The organism is Natronospirillum sp. (assembly GCF_022565775.1).
In the GTDB taxonomy this organism is placed as follows: Bacteria; Pseudomonadota; Gammaproteobacteria; order Pseudomonadales; family Natronospirillaceae; genus Natronospirillum.
This window is the reverse complement of sequence record NZ_JAIUMC010000040.1, coordinates 1-15,122: the sequence shown is the minus strand read 5'-3', so window position 1 is coordinate 15,122 and position 15,122 is coordinate 1. Positions and strand designations below refer to the sequence as shown.

Genomic DNA, 15,122 nt, shown 5'->3' with positions numbered 1-15,122 from the left:
CCTATCGGAAAAAACCGATCAAAAAGGTGCGCTGGTGCAAACTGTTACCAAAAGTTGGACCTAAAGTGCAGAAAAATCTTGCCGACACCTGTTAGAATGCCATACTTATCATGTACTTAACGGCAGGGATGAGTGTACTGTGAGTTCCGGACCGCAACCGCCAAAAATCAGCTTTCAGAAGCGCCTGCGCAGCCTTATTGGCGACCGTACCGTCAGCGGCTTTGCCCGCGAGGTGGGCCTGAGTGAAAGCCTGGTACGCAAATACCTGCAGGGCTCCGAGCCCACGCTCAGCAAAGCCCGGCAGATCGCCCGCAATTGCAACGTCACGATTGATTGGTTGGCGGGTGATCAGTCGTCCGCCTCGAGGCGGTGATCAATGCCCGAAACAGCGCCCGCTGTCGGGGCTGATAAAGCAGAAATTCGGGGTGCCACTGCACACCCATGATGAATCGGTCTTCTCCCCCATACTCCACACCCTGAATAATGTCGTCCCTGTCCCAGGCCACCGCATTGAATGTCGAGGCAACCCGGTCAATCGCCTGGCTGTGCAGATTGTTGACCCGACATCGGGTGACGCCGAGCTCTTTGGCAAGCCGGCTGCCTGCGGCGGCCCTGATGGTGCGTACCGGCAGCAATGAGCGACGGTTGGCACGGCGGGGTCGCCGGGGGCGAATATCCTGAAACAGAGTGCCGCCAAGGGCCACATTGAGCAGTTGCGAACCGCGACAGATGCCCAGCACCGGCGTACCCCGACTCATGCACTGCTGAATCATCTGTGTTTCAAACGCATCCCGCTCGTTGTCGTACCTGGGTTTAACCTCGGGTTCTGCGGCATAGAGCACCGGGTCAACATCATGACCGCCCGTGATCACCACGCCCTGCCAGGGCCACTGCGCAGAGAGCTCTCCGGGACGCACCTGCACCGGTCGACCTCCGGCCAGCCATAGTCCCAGAGCCACGCAGGAGCGTGGCCCGAACGCACCCCGGCGGGGGCCGGTCACGGCGATCAGGGGTCGCGGATCATCACGCACAGAGTTGTTCAAAGGCTGCCGAGCCAATCTGCCTCCAGTTCTTTTACCCAGTTGGTCCACCAGCGTTCAAGACCATTGCGGGCCAGATGTTTCTGATAGGCCTTGCAGCAGGCCGCAAGTTGTTCCGGGTTGCTGGCCAGGCGTTCTACCACCAGCCAGTCTCGCCAGACGCTATGCAGCCCCCAGTCGGCGCGGTGAATCTCGCAATTGGGCAACCGGTAATGCAGCGCCGGCCTGGGTTTCAGCAGGGTGTCGTCGACGGCCTTGCGCACCCGCTGTTCATCGATATGCGCCAGCACGGGCAGCCAGTCGAGAGAGCGGTTGCGGGTCGGGTTGGCGACCAGATAGTCGCCGATGAACCGGGCTATATCCGGCTGATAGTCCGGATCAGTGGCCAGGCGGACATACTCGATCGGGTAGGGGTCGATATAGCTCGTCAGCCGTCGTGTCAGGTCGACATCAACCCGCTCTACCAGCCAGTCAGCCAGGCACAGATACGCCTTCATGTAACGGGTCAGAGTATCCGCATCGAGTGCCGGCATTTCCGAATTCAGCTGCAGACCGAAGGCATTGACCCAGTTGTCGGAACTGCCTTTGGCGCCCTGCTCGCGCAGAAAGGCCATAAGCGTTTCCACTTCATCCAGGCGCGACAGGGGCAGCGGCGGGCTGACCAGCTCCATTGGCACCACCTGCTCTGCGGCTCGGTGCAACCAGTGCTCTGCGGTGCTGCGCACTTCATCCAGCAGCGGGTCCTGATGCGGGTCCTGCCGGCCCATTTCTTTCAGTAGATTGAAATCCAGTTCGACAATCCAGTCTCCGGCGGTGTCACCGGTCAACGCGTGCTCGTATCGACCACGTTGCTCGACAGCAAGACCCAGGTGCCGGGCCACCAGGTCTGTCAGGCGGTTCAGCTCAAAGCCGGCCAGCTCGATTTCGATACCGACCCGCCGCTCTTCGCCCGCAGAAGTCCGGGTCAGGGGCGGCAGGTCCAGCGTGTGTTCAGTCATGCTTCAATGCCCTTCTGCTGCGGATACATCAGTCGACAGGTGGCCACTGGCCATGCCACCCAAACGGGGGTCTGCACCACCGGACCAGACCTCGCCCAGGCGCTGCACGCCATGCACGCCGCTGGTCAGCGACCTGACTTCAACCCGGTGTCCGCGGCCTGTCAGTCCGCTCGCCAACTCGGTGAGAGGTGTGCCGGTTTCCAGCTCCAGCGCCTGCCCGGTATGCAGGAACCGGGGGGCTGCAATGGCGTCCTGCAGGGGCTGCTCCCAGTCCAGCACGGCAATCAGAACCTGGGTTACATACCCACTGATACGCCCGCCCCCGCGTGAACCCAGAGCCAGCACTGGCTCATCGTCTGCGTTGTAGACCACCAGAGGCGTCATCGAACTGCGCGGCCGCTTGCCCGGCTGCACCGCATTCGGATGACGCTCTCCTTGATAATCCGGCACAAACCGGAAGTCGGTCAGTTGGTTGTTGAGCAAGAACCCGCCTGCCATCATACGGGCCCCAAAGGGCATTTCAATGGAACTGGTCAGTACTGCCAGATTGCCTTCTTCGTCAACAATAGTGACATGGGAGGTTCCAGACCCGATCCGATCGTCCATACCGGCAGTGCGCCAGTCCTGATTGTCGGCGAAACGGCCAGGGGGCGTCTCGGGTGATGCATTGTGCAGATCAATCAGTCGGGCGCGGGAGGCCAGATAGTCTCTATCCAGCAGATTATCGAGCGGCACAGCAGAATAATCGGCATCGCCCAGCCAACGTGCCCGGTCTGCCATCGCCAGGCGGCTGGCCTCGGCAATCAGGTGCACGGCCCTTTCCAGGTCAGCCGGCTGCTGCGGATCGAGCGCAGCCAGGTCATGGGTTTCCAGCATGCTCAGCGTCTGCAGCACGGCTACGCCACCGGAAGACGGCGGCCCCACGGTACACAGGCGCCAGTCGCGATAGGGGGCACACAGGGGCTCCCTGACCACAGCCTGATAGGCACGCAGGTCATCCATGGTCAGGTCGCTGGCCCCTGGCCGCCGGGTGCGGGCTCTTTCGACAAGGGCCTCTCCGAGGGGCCCGTCATACAGGGCCGGGGGGCCTGCGCCGGCGAGCAGACGCAGGCTCTGGGCCAGCTCGGGGTTGTGCAATCGAGGCTCGGGTTCCCGGGCTTGCTGTACGAAATACTCTCGGGTGTCGGCGAACAGACGCAGCGAGGGGTCATGCCGAATCTGCCGCTGCAGTCGTTCGGGCATGGCCACGCCCTCCTCTGCCAGCGAAATCGCCGGTGCCAGCAGGTCGGCCCAGTGCAGAGTGCCGTGCTCTTCATGCGCCTGCCCGAGCATGGCCACCAGACCGGGCACGCCAACGGCCTGGCCGCTCGGTATGGTCATCCACAGGGGCAAGGGCTGGCCGAGCAGGGTAAACCGGTGTGGTGTTGCGGCGGCGGGAGCGGTTTCACGACCATCGTAGATTTCAGGCCGCTCATTGCCCGCCGCATGATAGAGCAAAAAGCCACCGCCTCCGATACCGGTCTCCGGCGCCTCGACAAACCCCAGCACCATCTGCACAGCCACGGCAGCGTCCATGGCGTTGCCCCCCTGATCCAGCACCTGATTGCCTACGAGCACGGCCAGTGGGTTGGGCGCTGAAACCATGCGCTCGGCCGGTACCACCAGCACTGGTGACTGGGACTCTGCAGACTCCGGATCACCCCCACAGGCAACGGCCAGCAGGACGAAAAAGAACAACAACCGATGCATGGTGAATGGACGCTCCCCGGGAGTGCTGAGCAGATTTTGCTACAGACAGTCTAGGCCAGGCAGGGGAAAGGTGCGACCCTTCAGTCCTCTGAAGGCCAGTGACGCACCAGCATATAGCCCCGATTGCGCACGGTCTTGATCACCTCCTTGACCCCAATTGCCTGGCGCAAGCCGGACACCAGTATATCGATATGACGGCTGTAGCCGTCGTAGGGCACGCCCCGCAAGCCCCCGCTGATGTCTTCACGGCTGAGCACTTTGCCCGGGTGAGCCAGAAAGAGGGCCAGCAGTTCGTATTGGGGGCGGGTCAGGTCCAGTTTGCGGCCCCGGCACCAGGCTTCCCGGTCCGATTCTTCCAGAGTCAGCACCTGATCAACCGACGGTCGTTTATCAGCCGCAGATGCCCCCGAGGCCGGTTGAGAGTCTTTCCCCTGCCCGCTGAATTCCCGGATGCGTCGCAGGTGCGCCCGCACCCGGGCCAGCAGGCGCTCAGGGGCCACTGGTTTGGCCAGATAGTCATCGGCACCGACCTCCAGGCCCAGAATTTCATCCATGATCTGGTCACGAGCCGTCAGCAGGATAATGGAACCGCTGTAGGCAGGGCGCACCTGCCGGCAGACCGCCAAGCCGTCCTGGCCCGGCAACATGACATCGAGAATGACCAGGTCGGGTTGCTGTGCAGGAATCTCCCGAGCAGCTTCCGCGCCATCACCAACGATGTCGACATGGTAGCCTTCCCGCTCCAGATATTCGGCGGTGAGCTGCGCCAGCCGTTCATCATCTTCTACCAGCATGAGGCGCGCATAGGGGTTGTGGTTCATGGTTGGCTCACTATGTCTGTCAGTAGCGCCAGAAGAGGCCCAACTGGCCTCCCGGCGAATCTCCTTCCAACGGCACCTGAAGGCGTCCGTCCCAGCCCGGGCGCCATCCCTGCGACGCCCACCTCAACCGAAGGTCCATATCATTGCCGGGCGCGCTGTCCTGCAGGGGCACCGTCAGCCCGAGCGCGACGGAGGTCAGGCGCGACTGAGGAAAGCTCCGGGTCAGACGACCATGAAGCGAGTGTACACCAGCGTCAAAATCAGTACCGGACCAGCGCCGCCATTCGCCGTCCAGTTGCCAGTCACTGTGCGGGGAAATGTTCACGCCCGCTCTGACCAGGTGATCGGTGGCGGTGCCGCCAGAATCGTCGGATCTGAAAAAACGGGTGTGTCGCCCGAACACCGTCATCGACTCGCTCAGGGCAAGCCGAGTGCCACCGTCAATCATGGGCCCCCTTGTGCGCTCATTGTGATACCCGCCCAGAGAAGCGTCGATTGACCAGGCACGCCAGCGCGTCACCAACCCACCCAGACCCCGCACAGAATAGGTGCGGGCAGGGCGCAGACCCTCGCCATAGTGTCTGAACCCGGCATCCAGGCTTAACCGGGTGCGCAAACGGGCAGGGAAGCCGCCTGCATTCAGATTCGCCAGAGCCTGTTCACGCTGCAGCCAGACTTCCGCACCAACCCAGCTCTGCTGGTCACGGGCGGTCAGGCCGCTATTCGCCGATACTTCTGCCTGCCACCGAGGCCGGGAATGTGTCTCGGCGCGCTGGTCAATGGTGTTTCCCAGCAACAGGGCATTGATGCGCACTGCCTCGGGCAGGTCGTCACGATCCAGAACACGGGCGAGGTTGTCACGGGCGGCCGTGAAGTCATCAACCGCCAGGTGGATCAATGCGGCTTCGAGCTGAAGTGCGCCCACGTTCGGGTAGTCAGCCTGCAGGCGTTGTATTTCGGACAGTGCGGTATGATAGCGACCTTCGTCTGCCAGGCGGCGGACCTCCTGCAGGCCTTGTTGCCAGCCCTGAGCCTGCCCGTTGTCGGTTGCGCATATGGGCAGCGCCAGGGCTATATTCAGAAGGCCAATCAGCAGGACCCTGTTCGGCCATCCCGACATCCCGGTCATAGGCTCTCCGGCATTCTGACGGGATGGTCATTATCTCGGGTTATCAGTGAATCAGTTGCTGCCTTCCGGGCCGCCGCTCTGCGAGGGGCGTCCCGGGCGGCTTCCCGGCGGCCCGGCATGGTCAGGTGGCCCTGCGTGATCGGGGGAGCCGGCGTGATCAGGGCGCCCGCCCTGTCCGGGGTGATCCTGCAGAAAGTCATCGAGTGGCTGCAGTTCCCTGCCATAGGGCCCTCCAAGATGATTCAACCAGCGTTCCAGCACCTGATCCGGTACACGACCATAAGCCTCCGCTGAAGCTGGAACCTCACCGGCCCGCAGCGACTCCAGTCGATTGAGCAGTTCTGCCTGGTCCACTGCACCTGTATCTTCCAGCAGGTTGTCGGGCAGCGAATCCCAGCCCTGCCAGTCATCCAGCGCTTCTTCGCTCCAGGCCAACGGACTGAGTATGGCGCAACAGCCAGCCAGCAGCCAGTGGCAGCCCCATCCCGTTACTTTCTTCATGTGCAGGCACTCGTTGGTTTCCACCTTTGGGCAAAAGAATAAATGGCCCGGACGACTCATGTGTTATCGAAATGTAACCACTTTGTGTCTTAGCCCATCACGGCCGAGTGCCTGGCGGCCGGCATGGCAAAGACAGCGTGACTCTGAGCCCACCCCATGAGCTGTCTTCGAGTTTCAGTCGTCCCCCGGCCGTGTTGACCAGGGCACGGCAGATGGCCAGTCCCAGTCCGTGGCCGCGATGATTCAGTGTGCGTGCCGTATCCAGACGGACAAAAGGCTCCATGACCCGCTCGCGTTCCGCTTCCGGAATGCCGGGCCCGTCGTCTTCAATACTGAGCCACCACTGATTTTTATCATGCCCGACCTCCACGCCAATTCGTTCCCTACCATAGCCGGCCGCGTTGGTAAGCAGGTTCTGTACAACCCGCTGCAGCGCACCTGACTCCAAAGGCAGTTGCAGACTGGCCTGCTGTGGCGGCAGCGTCGTGGCCTGGGCGGGCTGCACCTGCTCCATAGCGTGTTCAAGCACTGCTGACAGATCAACTTGATGCCATGTCGGTGCCGAGGAACCCTGATTGTCCAGGCGATGAAATTCCAGCAACTCCCCGGTCAGATGCTCCAGGTCGTCTGTCGCCTGTCGGATATCCCGACCTGCAGCTGTGCGCTGAGCATCCTCGGGCAACAACGCCAGCGCGAAGCGAAGCCGGGCCAAAGGGGTTTTCAGGTCATGCGACACCGCCTGGTTGAGCTCCCGATTACGTTGCGCAGTATGTGCCAGTCGATCTGCCATCTGATTGACGTGCGCAGCCATCCGCCCCAGCTCGTCTGCCGGCGCCTCCGGTACTCGTGTCTTGTCTCCGGAGTGTCGTCCCATCGCGTCTACCGCCTGAGTAATGCGCTGCAGGCGGCGGCGCAGCGGCGACAATACAATCCAGGCGACAAACACAAGACCCACCAGAAAAAGCCCGCCAAGACCCAGCAAGCCCTGGGGTGTCAGCCAACTGAAGCGCTCCATAGGGCCCAGACGCAGGATAAACCCTTCACCCACCGGCACGTAAATCCATTCCGTTACCTGGCCCAGGCCGCCGTCTCTGGTGCGCACCCAGGCCTGGCCTTGGCCAAGCTGGCGCCGTGCCAGTACACCCAGCTCCGGCGCCTCCTGCAGGCTCACCAGAACCACCGGAAAGGGTATCTCCGGTGCCAGCTCTGCCAGACGCTCACTGCGCTGGCCCGCCGGCAGCCGCGACAGTTCGTTCAGCAACAGGTACCCGGCACCGACTCGCCATTGCGTCCAGTCGGCCAGCTCACCACTTTGCAGTACCCGGTTGTCGGCCAACGGCAATTCAAGCTGCGCGGCCTGCCTGTGCCAGCCGGTGTCCAGATGCGGGCTGCCGGAATCGGCCGGAGTGGTGACTTCCCAGGTCAGCATGGTGAGCGACGATACCAGATTCAACCAGTCAGCACTGCGCTCTGCCGGCTGACGCGCCCAGCCCTGCACAATCAACTCGTTCACCCAGGCGGTCTGTTCTTCGGCATGCTGGTGAAAACGCACTCGATTGATGCCGTCCAGCAGCCCGTACGCCAAAGTGCCCAGCACCAGCAAGGCCAGCAACAGGACAACATAGATTCGGGCAAACAGGGCAGACATGAGGCAGTCCCAAAGACCATAAGCAATAGCCTGCATTGTGACCTGCCCGAGCGCGTGAAATCCAGCCTACATTTGGCATACAAAGGACGAACATGCCGACCGACACAAGGCTATATAGTGCTCGGGTACGTCAATCCGACAGAGGACCTGTTAATGACACCTGCACTGAAATGGAAAACTCTTGCCCTGAGCCTGGCCTCCGCAGCGCTGCTGGCAGCCTGCAACTCATCGGGCAGTTCGGGTGACACCGGCAATCTCACATTGAAAATTACCGATGCACCTGTGGACGAGGCCTCCAAGGTGAGCGTCAAATTCACCGGCATCTCGCTCAACCCCGAGAACGGTTCGCCGAACCGTTACGACTTTGACGAGCCGCGCGAGATCGACCTGCTGGCACTCCAGGGCGAGGCGTCTGAAGTGCTGATGGACCGTGAGTCGGTACCGGCTGGCCGCTACCAGTGGATTCGTCTGCATGTGGTGGTAGAAAAGGATACCACTGACTCCTACATCGAAATCAATGACAGTCAGTATCCGCTTTATGTCCCCAGCGGTTCTGCGTCAGGACTCCAGTTGTCCGGTGGCTTCGATGTGCCTGCCAATGGCGAGGCCTCTTTCACCATCGATTTCGATCTGCGCAAGTCGCTGGTTAACCCGCAAAGCGGTGATTACTACTTCCTGAAGCCGTCTCTGCGTCTGGTGGACAACAGCCTGATCGGTCATATCGCCGGTACTGTGGACGAGAATCTTTATTGTGAAGGCGAAGGCAATGCGGTCTATGTCTTCGACGGCCATGATGCCGATCCGATCGACATCAACACCGGGCGTGACGACAACCCGGTGACGACCGCCAATGTCAGCTATGACGGCAGTGACTACAGCTTCAGCGTCGGCTTTCTGACCGAGGGCGACTATACCCTGGCCTTCACCTGTGACGCGGGTATGGACGACCCCGAGGAGGAGGATGACCTGAACTTCAGCGCCACGCTGAACACAGCCGTCACCGCGGGCGAGACCACCAACGTGACTTTCGAACTGGAATAACGCACACAGATTTTGCGCGGCCTAAACCGCGCATAGAAAGAGCAACGGAGACCTGGCTGTTTACGGACGAACAGCCCTGCGGTCAGCCCGAGGTGTCCTGGACACCATCAGTTCGGGCGCAGATGGGCGGTCGGATAGGCCGCCCCTGCTTTCACTTCTTCCATCACGATATAGCTTCGGGACTCCTGGACACCGGGCAGCAGGGCGAGAATGTCGCCCAAGGTGTGACGGTATTCCGAGATGTCGGTCAGACGCAGCTTCAGCACATAGTCGGCCTCGCCGGAAATCAGGTGACATTCCAGCAGATTGGGAATCTGTCGCGCCGCCTGTCGAAAATCATCAAAAGCCTGGCTGGACTGGTAGCGCAGGCTGACCTCGAGAAAGACCAACAGATTTAACCCCAGAGCTCCCGGATTCACCTCAGCCCTGTACCCATTGATAATGCCGGCCTCTTCAAGGCGCCGCACCCGCTCCAGACAAGGCGTGGTGGACAGGCCTACCTCAACGGCCAGGTCCGTGAACGAAATTCGGCCATCCTGTTGCAGAACATCCAGAATGTTGAGGTCAATGTTGTCGAGCTCCCGGGTGGGCTTGCGGGTTACACGCATACTCGCCTCCATGGCTATTGCCAACTCTGGCCTGAGCAAGTCCCCCGGGTGACTGGGGCAGGCTAAACCTGCGCCAGTGCAGTGCTCGGATCGACATACCGTCGGCTCCGCGCATTGGCAACATGCTCATTGGTGACCTGACCACGGCATATATTGAGCCCGTTCATCAAATGCGGGTCCTCATGCAGCGCTGCCGGGGCACCCTTGTCGGCCAGACTTATTACATAGGGAAGCGTGACATTATTGAGCGCCAGAGTCGAGGACCGAGCAACCGCACCGGGCATATTGGCCACACAATAATGCACCACACCGTCCACCACATAGGTCGGTTCAGCATGGGTGGTGGCCTTCGAAGTCTCCATGCAGCCGCCCTGGTCGATGGCCACATCCACCAGCACACTGCCTTCGTTCATCCGCCGCACCATGCCTCGGGTAATAAGTTTGGGCGCTTCGGCACCCGGGATCAGCACACCGCCAATCACCAGATCAGCATTGATGACACTATGTTCCAGCGTTTCCAGGGTGGAGAACTGCGTGGTGATGCGAGACCCATAGACCTGATCCAGGTGGCGCAGTACATCCACATTCTTGTCCAGCACTGTGACCCGGGCACCCAGCCCAACCGCCATGGCCAACGCATTCTGCCCTACCATGCCACCCCCGATGATGGCGACATTGGCCGGTGCCACGCCCGGCACACCACCCAGCAGGACACCACGGCCACCCATCGCCTTTTCCAGACAATGAGCCCCGGCCTGGATGGACAGACGACCGGCCACTTCCGACATGGGGGCCAAAAGGGGTAAGCGGCCGTGGCGGTCGGTGACCGTTTCATAGGCGATACAGACGGCCCCTGAGTCCAGCAGTTCCGCTGTCTGTGGCTCGTCCGGAGCCAGGTGCAGGTAGGTAAACAGGGTATGGCGCTCGGTCAGCAGGGCGCGCTCGGACGCCTGCGGCTCCTTTACCTTGACGATCATGTCGGCCGCCTCGAACACGGCCTCGGGTGAAGGTGCAATCGACGCACCGGCGGCGCGATAGTCTTCATCACTGAAGCCGATGGCTGCGCCGGCATCGGTTTCAACGGTTACCTGATGGCCGTGCTGACACACTTCCCTTACCGCAGACGGGGTCAGCCCGACCCGATACTCATGGTTCTTGATTTCTCTGGGTACACCGATATGCATACCGCCTCCTTTGCCTGACTTGTTGTTGTGATGTTTTTTAATTTTAGACAGGCAGCACAGTGATTGAGATCAATATTTTCGGTGTATACAGAAAATTAATAACTGTTTTTTTATTTTTAACGTTTTATTTGTCGTTTTATTTAGTTTTTTCAGTTTATGGACTCACAGGTACCCTCATCGCGTCGACGGTCACCGATTTCACTTGACCTTCCAGCGACTGAAAGGTTTAGACTTGACTCATTAATCAGCATTCTCTGCGTGGAGCACTGCCATGAGTTCCAAATCAGACCCAATCACTCTACCCGTCGACGGCATGACCTGCGGTGGCTGCGTCGGCCGGGTTGAAAAAACGTTGCGATCGGTTGCCGGCACGGAAGAAGTCAGTGTCAATCTGGCCACCGGCAGAGCCAGTTTTCGCTACCGCGGTGAAGGTCTGCAGCCGGTCCTGCAGGCGCTGAAGCAGGCTGGCTATCCGGCGCGTACCGAGAAGCTGGAATTGAGCATTGAGGGCATGAACTGCGGCAGCTGTGTCGGTCGTGTGGAGAAGGCGCTCGGCGCCGTGCCTGGCGTGGTCTCGGTAGCGGTCAATCTGGCAACCCAACGCGCCATGGTCGAAATACCGGCTGGTCTGGATCTCAAGTCGGATTTGGAGCGCGCCAGCAGTGCCGCGGGTTACCCGGCGACCCTGCACGACGACTCGGCTTCAGGCCAGGATCGGGAGAGGAACGAGCGGGAGGCACAGGTTACCGGGTTGCGGCGCTCGCTGACTATTGCGGCGGTGTTCACGCTGCCCATCTTCGTGCTGGATATGGGCGGTCACTTTGTACCGGCGTTTCATCACTGGCTGATGGCTACCATTGGCCAGCAGACACTGTACCTGCTGTTTTTCGTGCTGGCGTCCATCGTGCAGTTTGGCCCCGGCCTGCGGTTTTACCGGCAGGGCTTTCCTGCCCTGATGCGCGGCGGGCCTGACATGAACTCGCTGGTCATGATGGGTACATCCGCCGCCTGGGGCTACTCGGTGGTGGCCACCTTCATACCTCAGGTGCTGCCGGAGGGCACAGTACACGTCTATTTCGAGGCGTCTGCGGTCATCATTACGCTGATTCTGGTTGGGCGCTATCTGGAAGCCATCGCGCGCGGCCGCACCAGCGAGGCTATCCGCCACCTGCTGCAATTGCAGGCACGCACGGCTCGGGTACTCAGGGGTGCTGCTTCCCAGTTGGAGGAAGAGGACATCCCGGTGGAACAGGTGCAACTCGGTGACCGCATTCTGGTGCGCCCCGGCGAGACAGTGCCTGTAGACGGCAGGGTAGAGAGCGGTGAAGCCTGGGTGGATGAATCCATGGTCACCGGCGAACCGGTACCGGTGCGCAAGGGTGAAGGCGATACCCTGGTCGGCGGCACCGTGCTGAAAAACGGCAGTCTGGTTTTCACGGCCACCCATATCGGCGCCGATACGCTGCTGTCGCGCATCGTGCGCATGGTGGAAGAGGCCCAGGGCTCCAAACTGCCCATACAGGCACTGGTGGACAAGGTGACGCTGGTGTTTGTGCCCGTCGTCATGGCTCTGGCCCTGCTGACGCTGGTGGTCTGGCTGGTGTTTGGACCCGAGCCGGGACTGACCCTTGCCCTGGTCAATGCTGTGGCCGTGCTGATCATTGCCTGCCCCTGTGCCATGGGGCTGGCCACGCCGACTTCCATCATGGTGGGCACCGGCAAGGCGGCGGAGCTGGGCATACTGTTCCGGCGCGGCGAAGCCCTGCAAACGCTGCGCAATGTTGACCTGATTGCCCTCGACAAGACCGGCACTCTGACGATGGGTCAGCCCGAGCTGACCGATCTGGAAACCGCAGACGGCTTTGCCAAGGATGATGTCTTGCAGGCAGTGGCGGCCGTTGAACGACAGTCGGAGCATCCCATCGGGGAGGCCATTGTGGCTGCAGCCAAAGAGCGCGGTCTGACGCTGGCGGAAGCCCGTCAGTTCGAATCCGTATCCGGCATGGGCGTCAGCGCCGACGTCGCTGGGCAGACCCTGCAAATTGGCGCCGACCGCTTTATGCGCCAGTTGGGTCTGGACCCGGCCGTGTTCAGCAACACCGCCGAGCGACTGGCCGATGAAGGCAAAACCCCGCTGTACGCCGCCATTGACGGAAAACTGGCCGCCATCATCGCCGTATCCGACCCGATCAAGGACAGCACTCCGGCGGCTATTCAGACCCTGAAAGCGGCTGGCCTGAAAGTGGCCATGATCACCGGCGACAATCAGCGCACGGCCGATGCGATTGCACGCCAACTGGGGATTGATACGGTGATTGCGGAAGTCATGCCGGACGGCAAGGTGGAGGCGGTCAAGCAGCTGCGTGCAGACGGGAATCGGGTGGCCTTTGTCGGCGACGGCATCAACGACGCCCCGGCCCTGGCCGAGGCGGATATCGGCATTGCGATTGGGACGGGCACCGATATCGCCATCGAAGCGGCCGAGGTGGTGCTGATGTCAGGCGATCTGCGCAATGTCCCAACGGCGATCGATCTGTCGCGGGCGACACTGCGCAATATCCGCCAGAACCTGTTCTGGGCCTTCGCCTACAACACAGCGCTGATTCCGGTGGCCGCCGGTGTGCTCTATCCGGTGGCCGGCATACTGTTGTCACCGGTGTTTGCGGCTGGTGCCATGGCCGCCTCCAGCGTCTGTGTGCTCGGCAATGCCCTGCGCCTCAAGCGCTATCGGGCACCGATGGCCGCAACCAGCCAGTGACCAGTCAGAGGCGTCTCAGGGCGCCTCGATAAACCCCTCACAGGTACCCGGGCAGATGTCCTTGACCAGCACAGTGCCTGACTCGGTACCATCGGTACGCCACATTTCGCCCTGGCGCTGGAACAGCAGGGTCTCTCCATCGCTGCCGGCAATAAAGGGCAGACCACCCGCGGCACCGCCATCGAATGACTCGACGAGCGTCAAATCGGTACCGTCCGCTTTCCAGATGCCCCTGAAAGTCTGATCGTCTGATGCATAGGCTATAAAATAGAGGCTGTCGCCGACAGCAGCCCATCGGATACGCGGGCTCGCCAGCACGGACTCATCCATCGCCACGACTTTTTCCAGATCTCCGCCGTCTGTTGTCCACAGTTCAAGTGCCCTGCCAGTGTGCTTGTCCGTATTGTGAACGGCTAGATAGATTCGGTCACCTACGACAATCATTGGGTCGTCAGCACCTGGGAGCATGGCAATGTCGTCGTTGGGAACCTCGATGCGCTGCGTCCCGGCTTCGGTGCCGTCACTTTTCCAGAGTCGGAAGTTCAGGCTATCGCTTGCTCCACGATCTTCATCCGAGGCAAAGAAATAAAGCGTGTCACCTGCCACCCTGAAGACTCTGGGCAGTGAATCCTGATCACCTTCATTGATCTCCTTGACCAGGTCGGCGTCACCCACAGAGCCATCACTGGTCCAAAGCTCGGCTCCGATGTCACCGTCATTAGCCGAGAAGTAGAGGCGATTGTTCATCGTGACCATGTCTTTGGACGTGCTGTTATACAAGCCTCCAACGACGCCATCGTCGCGTATAACCGCCACATTCTCCGTGCCTGCTTCTGTACCATCCGTGCGCCAGAGTTCATCTTTTTCACTATCATCCCTGGCTGCGAAATAAAGCATGTCATCCATCACGGTCAGCAAGTCTGGATAGGAGTAGTTCCCGCCGGGGTTGATCTCCGTGACGACATCAGTGCCGGCGCTGGTGCCGTCGCTGAACCAGAGTTCTATACCTTTGGTCTGGTGCGTCGCCCGGAAGTAGATGTCATCGCCCATGGCAGTCATGCGGTTTGGCACGTTAGTCGCCTCCGGCATATCCACCCGCTTGGTACCGTCCTCAGTGCCATCACTGACCCAGAGAGCGGTGCCGCCGCCATCATCTGCCGTAAAGAACAGTCTGTCGCCAGCCACTGTAAGTTGCTGCATATTCGGATCACCGCCGGGCACGATATCCTTCACCATGCGAGTACCGTCTTCAGTGCCGTCGGTAATCCAAAGCTGGCGCGCAGAGGAGGGCACGCCGGCATTGCCGTCATCCCCGATAAAGAAATGTTCCGAGGGCAGAGCGGAAGTCGCTGAGCTGCCACCGCCTCCGCTGCCGCCGTTATCATCACTACTGCTGCTTCCGCTACTACTGCTGTTGCAGCCCGCCAGCAGGGCGACCATGCCGCAGGCGATCCAGATTGGAACGGACGTTTTGGATAGTGACATGAGCGATCCCTCGGCGGCGTTTGCGCGCTGTGATTATAGTTGGGTGTCAGTGTGCGCCTTTATGCGGCTGCGGCGATATAGTGCAAATGCACTATAGAGTGCTTTAACTAGTGTCCCGAGTGGTTAATTCGTATATTTTTGCGCATCAAGATTCATCTTG

The 15,122-nt window shown here is 60.7% G+C and carries 13 protein-coding genes; 3 read left to right on the top strand and 10 right to left on the bottom strand.

Features of this window, described 5'->3' with window-relative positions:
• The first annotated feature begins 139 nt into the window (after nucleotides 1–139).
• A complete protein-coding gene (locus tag LAT62_RS16370) occupies nucleotides 140–373 on the top strand; it encodes a helix-turn-helix domain-containing protein (protein ID WP_367120551.1) in 234 nt (77 codons plus the stop codon).
• On the opposite strand, the gene LAT62_RS09220 is transcribed toward LAT62_RS16370, so the two are convergent.
• The 7 genes from LAT62_RS09220 to LAT62_RS09190 all read right to left on the bottom strand — a co-directional run bounded on the left by LAT62_RS09220 (nucleotide 324) and on the right by LAT62_RS09190 (nucleotide 7,886).
• The gene (locus tag LAT62_RS09220) at nucleotides 324–1,058 is read right to left on the bottom strand and encodes a gamma-glutamyl-gamma-aminobutyrate hydrolase family protein (RefSeq protein ID WP_293382373.1); all 735 of its coding nucleotides are present in this window, start codon (nucleotides 1,056–1,058) and stop codon (nucleotides 324–326) included. The two genes, LAT62_RS16370 and LAT62_RS09220, sit on opposite strands and share 50 nt — an antisense overlap.
• Entirely contained in the window at nucleotides 1,040–2,038 is a 999-nt protein-coding gene (locus LAT62_RS09215) for an amidoligase family protein (protein ID WP_293382370.1), read from the bottom strand. The genes LAT62_RS09220 and LAT62_RS09215 overlap by 19 nt, the downstream gene beginning before the upstream one ends.
• Nucleotides 2,039–2,041: 3 nt before the next feature.
• Entirely contained in the window at nucleotides 2,042–3,787 is a 1,746-nt protein-coding gene (gene ggt / locus LAT62_RS09210) for a gamma-glutamyltransferase (RefSeq protein WP_293382367.1), read from the bottom strand.
• A gap of 80 nt (nucleotides 3,788–3,867) precedes the next feature.
• Entirely contained in the window at nucleotides 3,868–4,608 is a 741-nt protein-coding gene (locus LAT62_RS09205) for a response regulator transcription factor (protein WP_293382364.1), read from the bottom strand.
• Nucleotides 4,609–4,627: 19 nt separating this feature from the next.
• Nucleotides 4,628–5,737 carry a hypothetical protein gene (locus LAT62_RS09200; protein WP_293382362.1) on the bottom strand — a complete coding sequence of 370 codons (1,110 nt, stop codon included), beginning with the start codon at nucleotides 5,735–5,737 and terminating at the stop codon, nucleotides 4,628–4,630.
• Nucleotides 5,738–5,788: 51 nt separating this feature from the next.
• On the bottom strand, nucleotides 5,789–6,238 hold the full coding sequence (locus LAT62_RS09195) for a hypothetical protein (RefSeq protein WP_293382360.1): 450 nt from the start codon (nucleotides 6,236–6,238) through the stop codon (nucleotides 5,789–5,791).
• A 97-nt stretch (nucleotides 6,239–6,335) separates the two neighbouring features.
• Entirely contained in the window at nucleotides 6,336–7,886 is a 1,551-nt protein-coding gene (locus LAT62_RS09190; RefSeq protein ID WP_293382358.1) for a HAMP domain-containing sensor histidine kinase, read from the bottom strand.
• 153 nt (nucleotides 7,887–8,039) lie between these two features.
• Here LAT62_RS09190 and LAT62_RS09185 point away from each other — a divergent pair, with 153 nt between their 5' ends.
• Complete coding sequence (locus tag LAT62_RS09185; RefSeq protein WP_293382356.1) at nucleotides 8,040–8,927, top strand: DUF4382 domain-containing protein; 888 nt, start codon at nucleotides 8,040–8,042, stop codon at nucleotides 8,925–8,927.
• 107 nt (nucleotides 8,928–9,034) lie between these two features.
• On the opposite strand, the gene LAT62_RS09180 is transcribed toward LAT62_RS09185, so the two are convergent.
• Together LAT62_RS09180 and ald are read right to left on the bottom strand one after the other, a co-directional pair.
• Nucleotides 9,035–9,535: an Lrp/AsnC ligand binding domain-containing protein gene (locus LAT62_RS09180; protein WP_293382354.1), complete on the bottom strand. Its 501-nt coding sequence runs from the start codon at nucleotides 9,533–9,535 to the stop codon at nucleotides 9,035–9,037.
• Nucleotides 9,536–9,597: 62 nt separating this feature from the next.
• The gene (gene ald / locus LAT62_RS09175; RefSeq protein WP_293382352.1) at nucleotides 9,598–10,719 is read right to left on the bottom strand and encodes an alanine dehydrogenase; all 1,122 of its coding nucleotides are present in this window, start codon (nucleotides 10,717–10,719) and stop codon (nucleotides 9,598–9,600) included.
• A 271-nt stretch (nucleotides 10,720–10,990) separates the two neighbouring features.
• On the opposite strand from ald, the gene LAT62_RS09170 reads away from it, so the two are divergent.
• A complete protein-coding gene (locus LAT62_RS09170) occupies nucleotides 10,991–13,477 on the top strand; it encodes a heavy metal translocating P-type ATPase (RefSeq protein ID WP_293382350.1) in 2,487 nt (828 codons plus the stop codon).
• 15 nt (nucleotides 13,478–13,492) lie between these two features.
• On the opposite strand, the gene LAT62_RS09165 is transcribed toward LAT62_RS09170, so the two are convergent.
• On the bottom strand, nucleotides 13,493–14,962 hold the full coding sequence (locus LAT62_RS09165; RefSeq protein ID WP_293382348.1) for a hypothetical protein: 1,470 nt from the start codon (nucleotides 14,960–14,962) through the stop codon (nucleotides 13,493–13,495).
• Nucleotides 14,963–15,122: the final 160 nt, after the last annotated feature.

Bases quoted from the DNA above. Each gene is read 5' to 3' on its own strand.
- LAT62_RS09215 (WP_293382370.1), bottom strand. From the start codon at position 2,038: ATGACTGAACACACGCTGGACCTGCCGCCCCTGACCCGGACTTCTGCG.
- ggt (WP_293382367.1), bottom strand. From the start codon at position 3,787: ATGCATCGGTTGTTGTTCTTTTTCGTCCTGCTGGCCGTTGCCTGTGGG.
- LAT62_RS09205 (WP_293382364.1), bottom strand. From the start codon at position 4,608: ATGAACCACAACCCCTATGCGCGCCTCATGCTGGTAGAAGATGATGAA.
- LAT62_RS09200 (WP_293382362.1), bottom strand. From the start codon at position 5,737: ATGACCGGGATGTCGGGATGGCCGAACAGGGTCCTGCTGATTGGCCTT.
- LAT62_RS09195 (WP_293382360.1), bottom strand. From the start codon at position 6,238: ATGAAGAAAGTAACGGGATGGGGCTGCCACTGGCTGCTGGCTGGCTGT.
- LAT62_RS09190 (WP_293382358.1), bottom strand. From the start codon at position 7,886: ATGTCTGCCCTGTTTGCCCGAATCTATGTTGTCCTGTTGCTGGCCTTG.
- LAT62_RS09185 (WP_293382356.1), top strand. From the start codon at position 8,040: ATGACACCTGCACTGAAATGGAAAACTCTTGCCCTGAGCCTGGCCTCC.
- LAT62_RS09180 (WP_293382354.1), bottom strand. From the start codon at position 9,535: ATGCGTGTAACCCGCAAGCCCACCCGGGAGCTCGACAACATTGACCTC.
- ald (WP_293382352.1), bottom strand. From the start codon at position 10,719: ATGCATATCGGTGTACCCAGAGAAATCAAGAACCATGAGTATCGGGTC.
- LAT62_RS09170 (WP_293382350.1), top strand. From the start codon at position 10,991: ATGAGTTCCAAATCAGACCCAATCACTCTACCCGTCGACGGCATGACC.
- LAT62_RS09165 (WP_293382348.1), bottom strand. From the start codon at position 14,962: ATGTCACTATCCAAAACGTCCGTTCCAATCTGGATCGCCTGCGGCATG.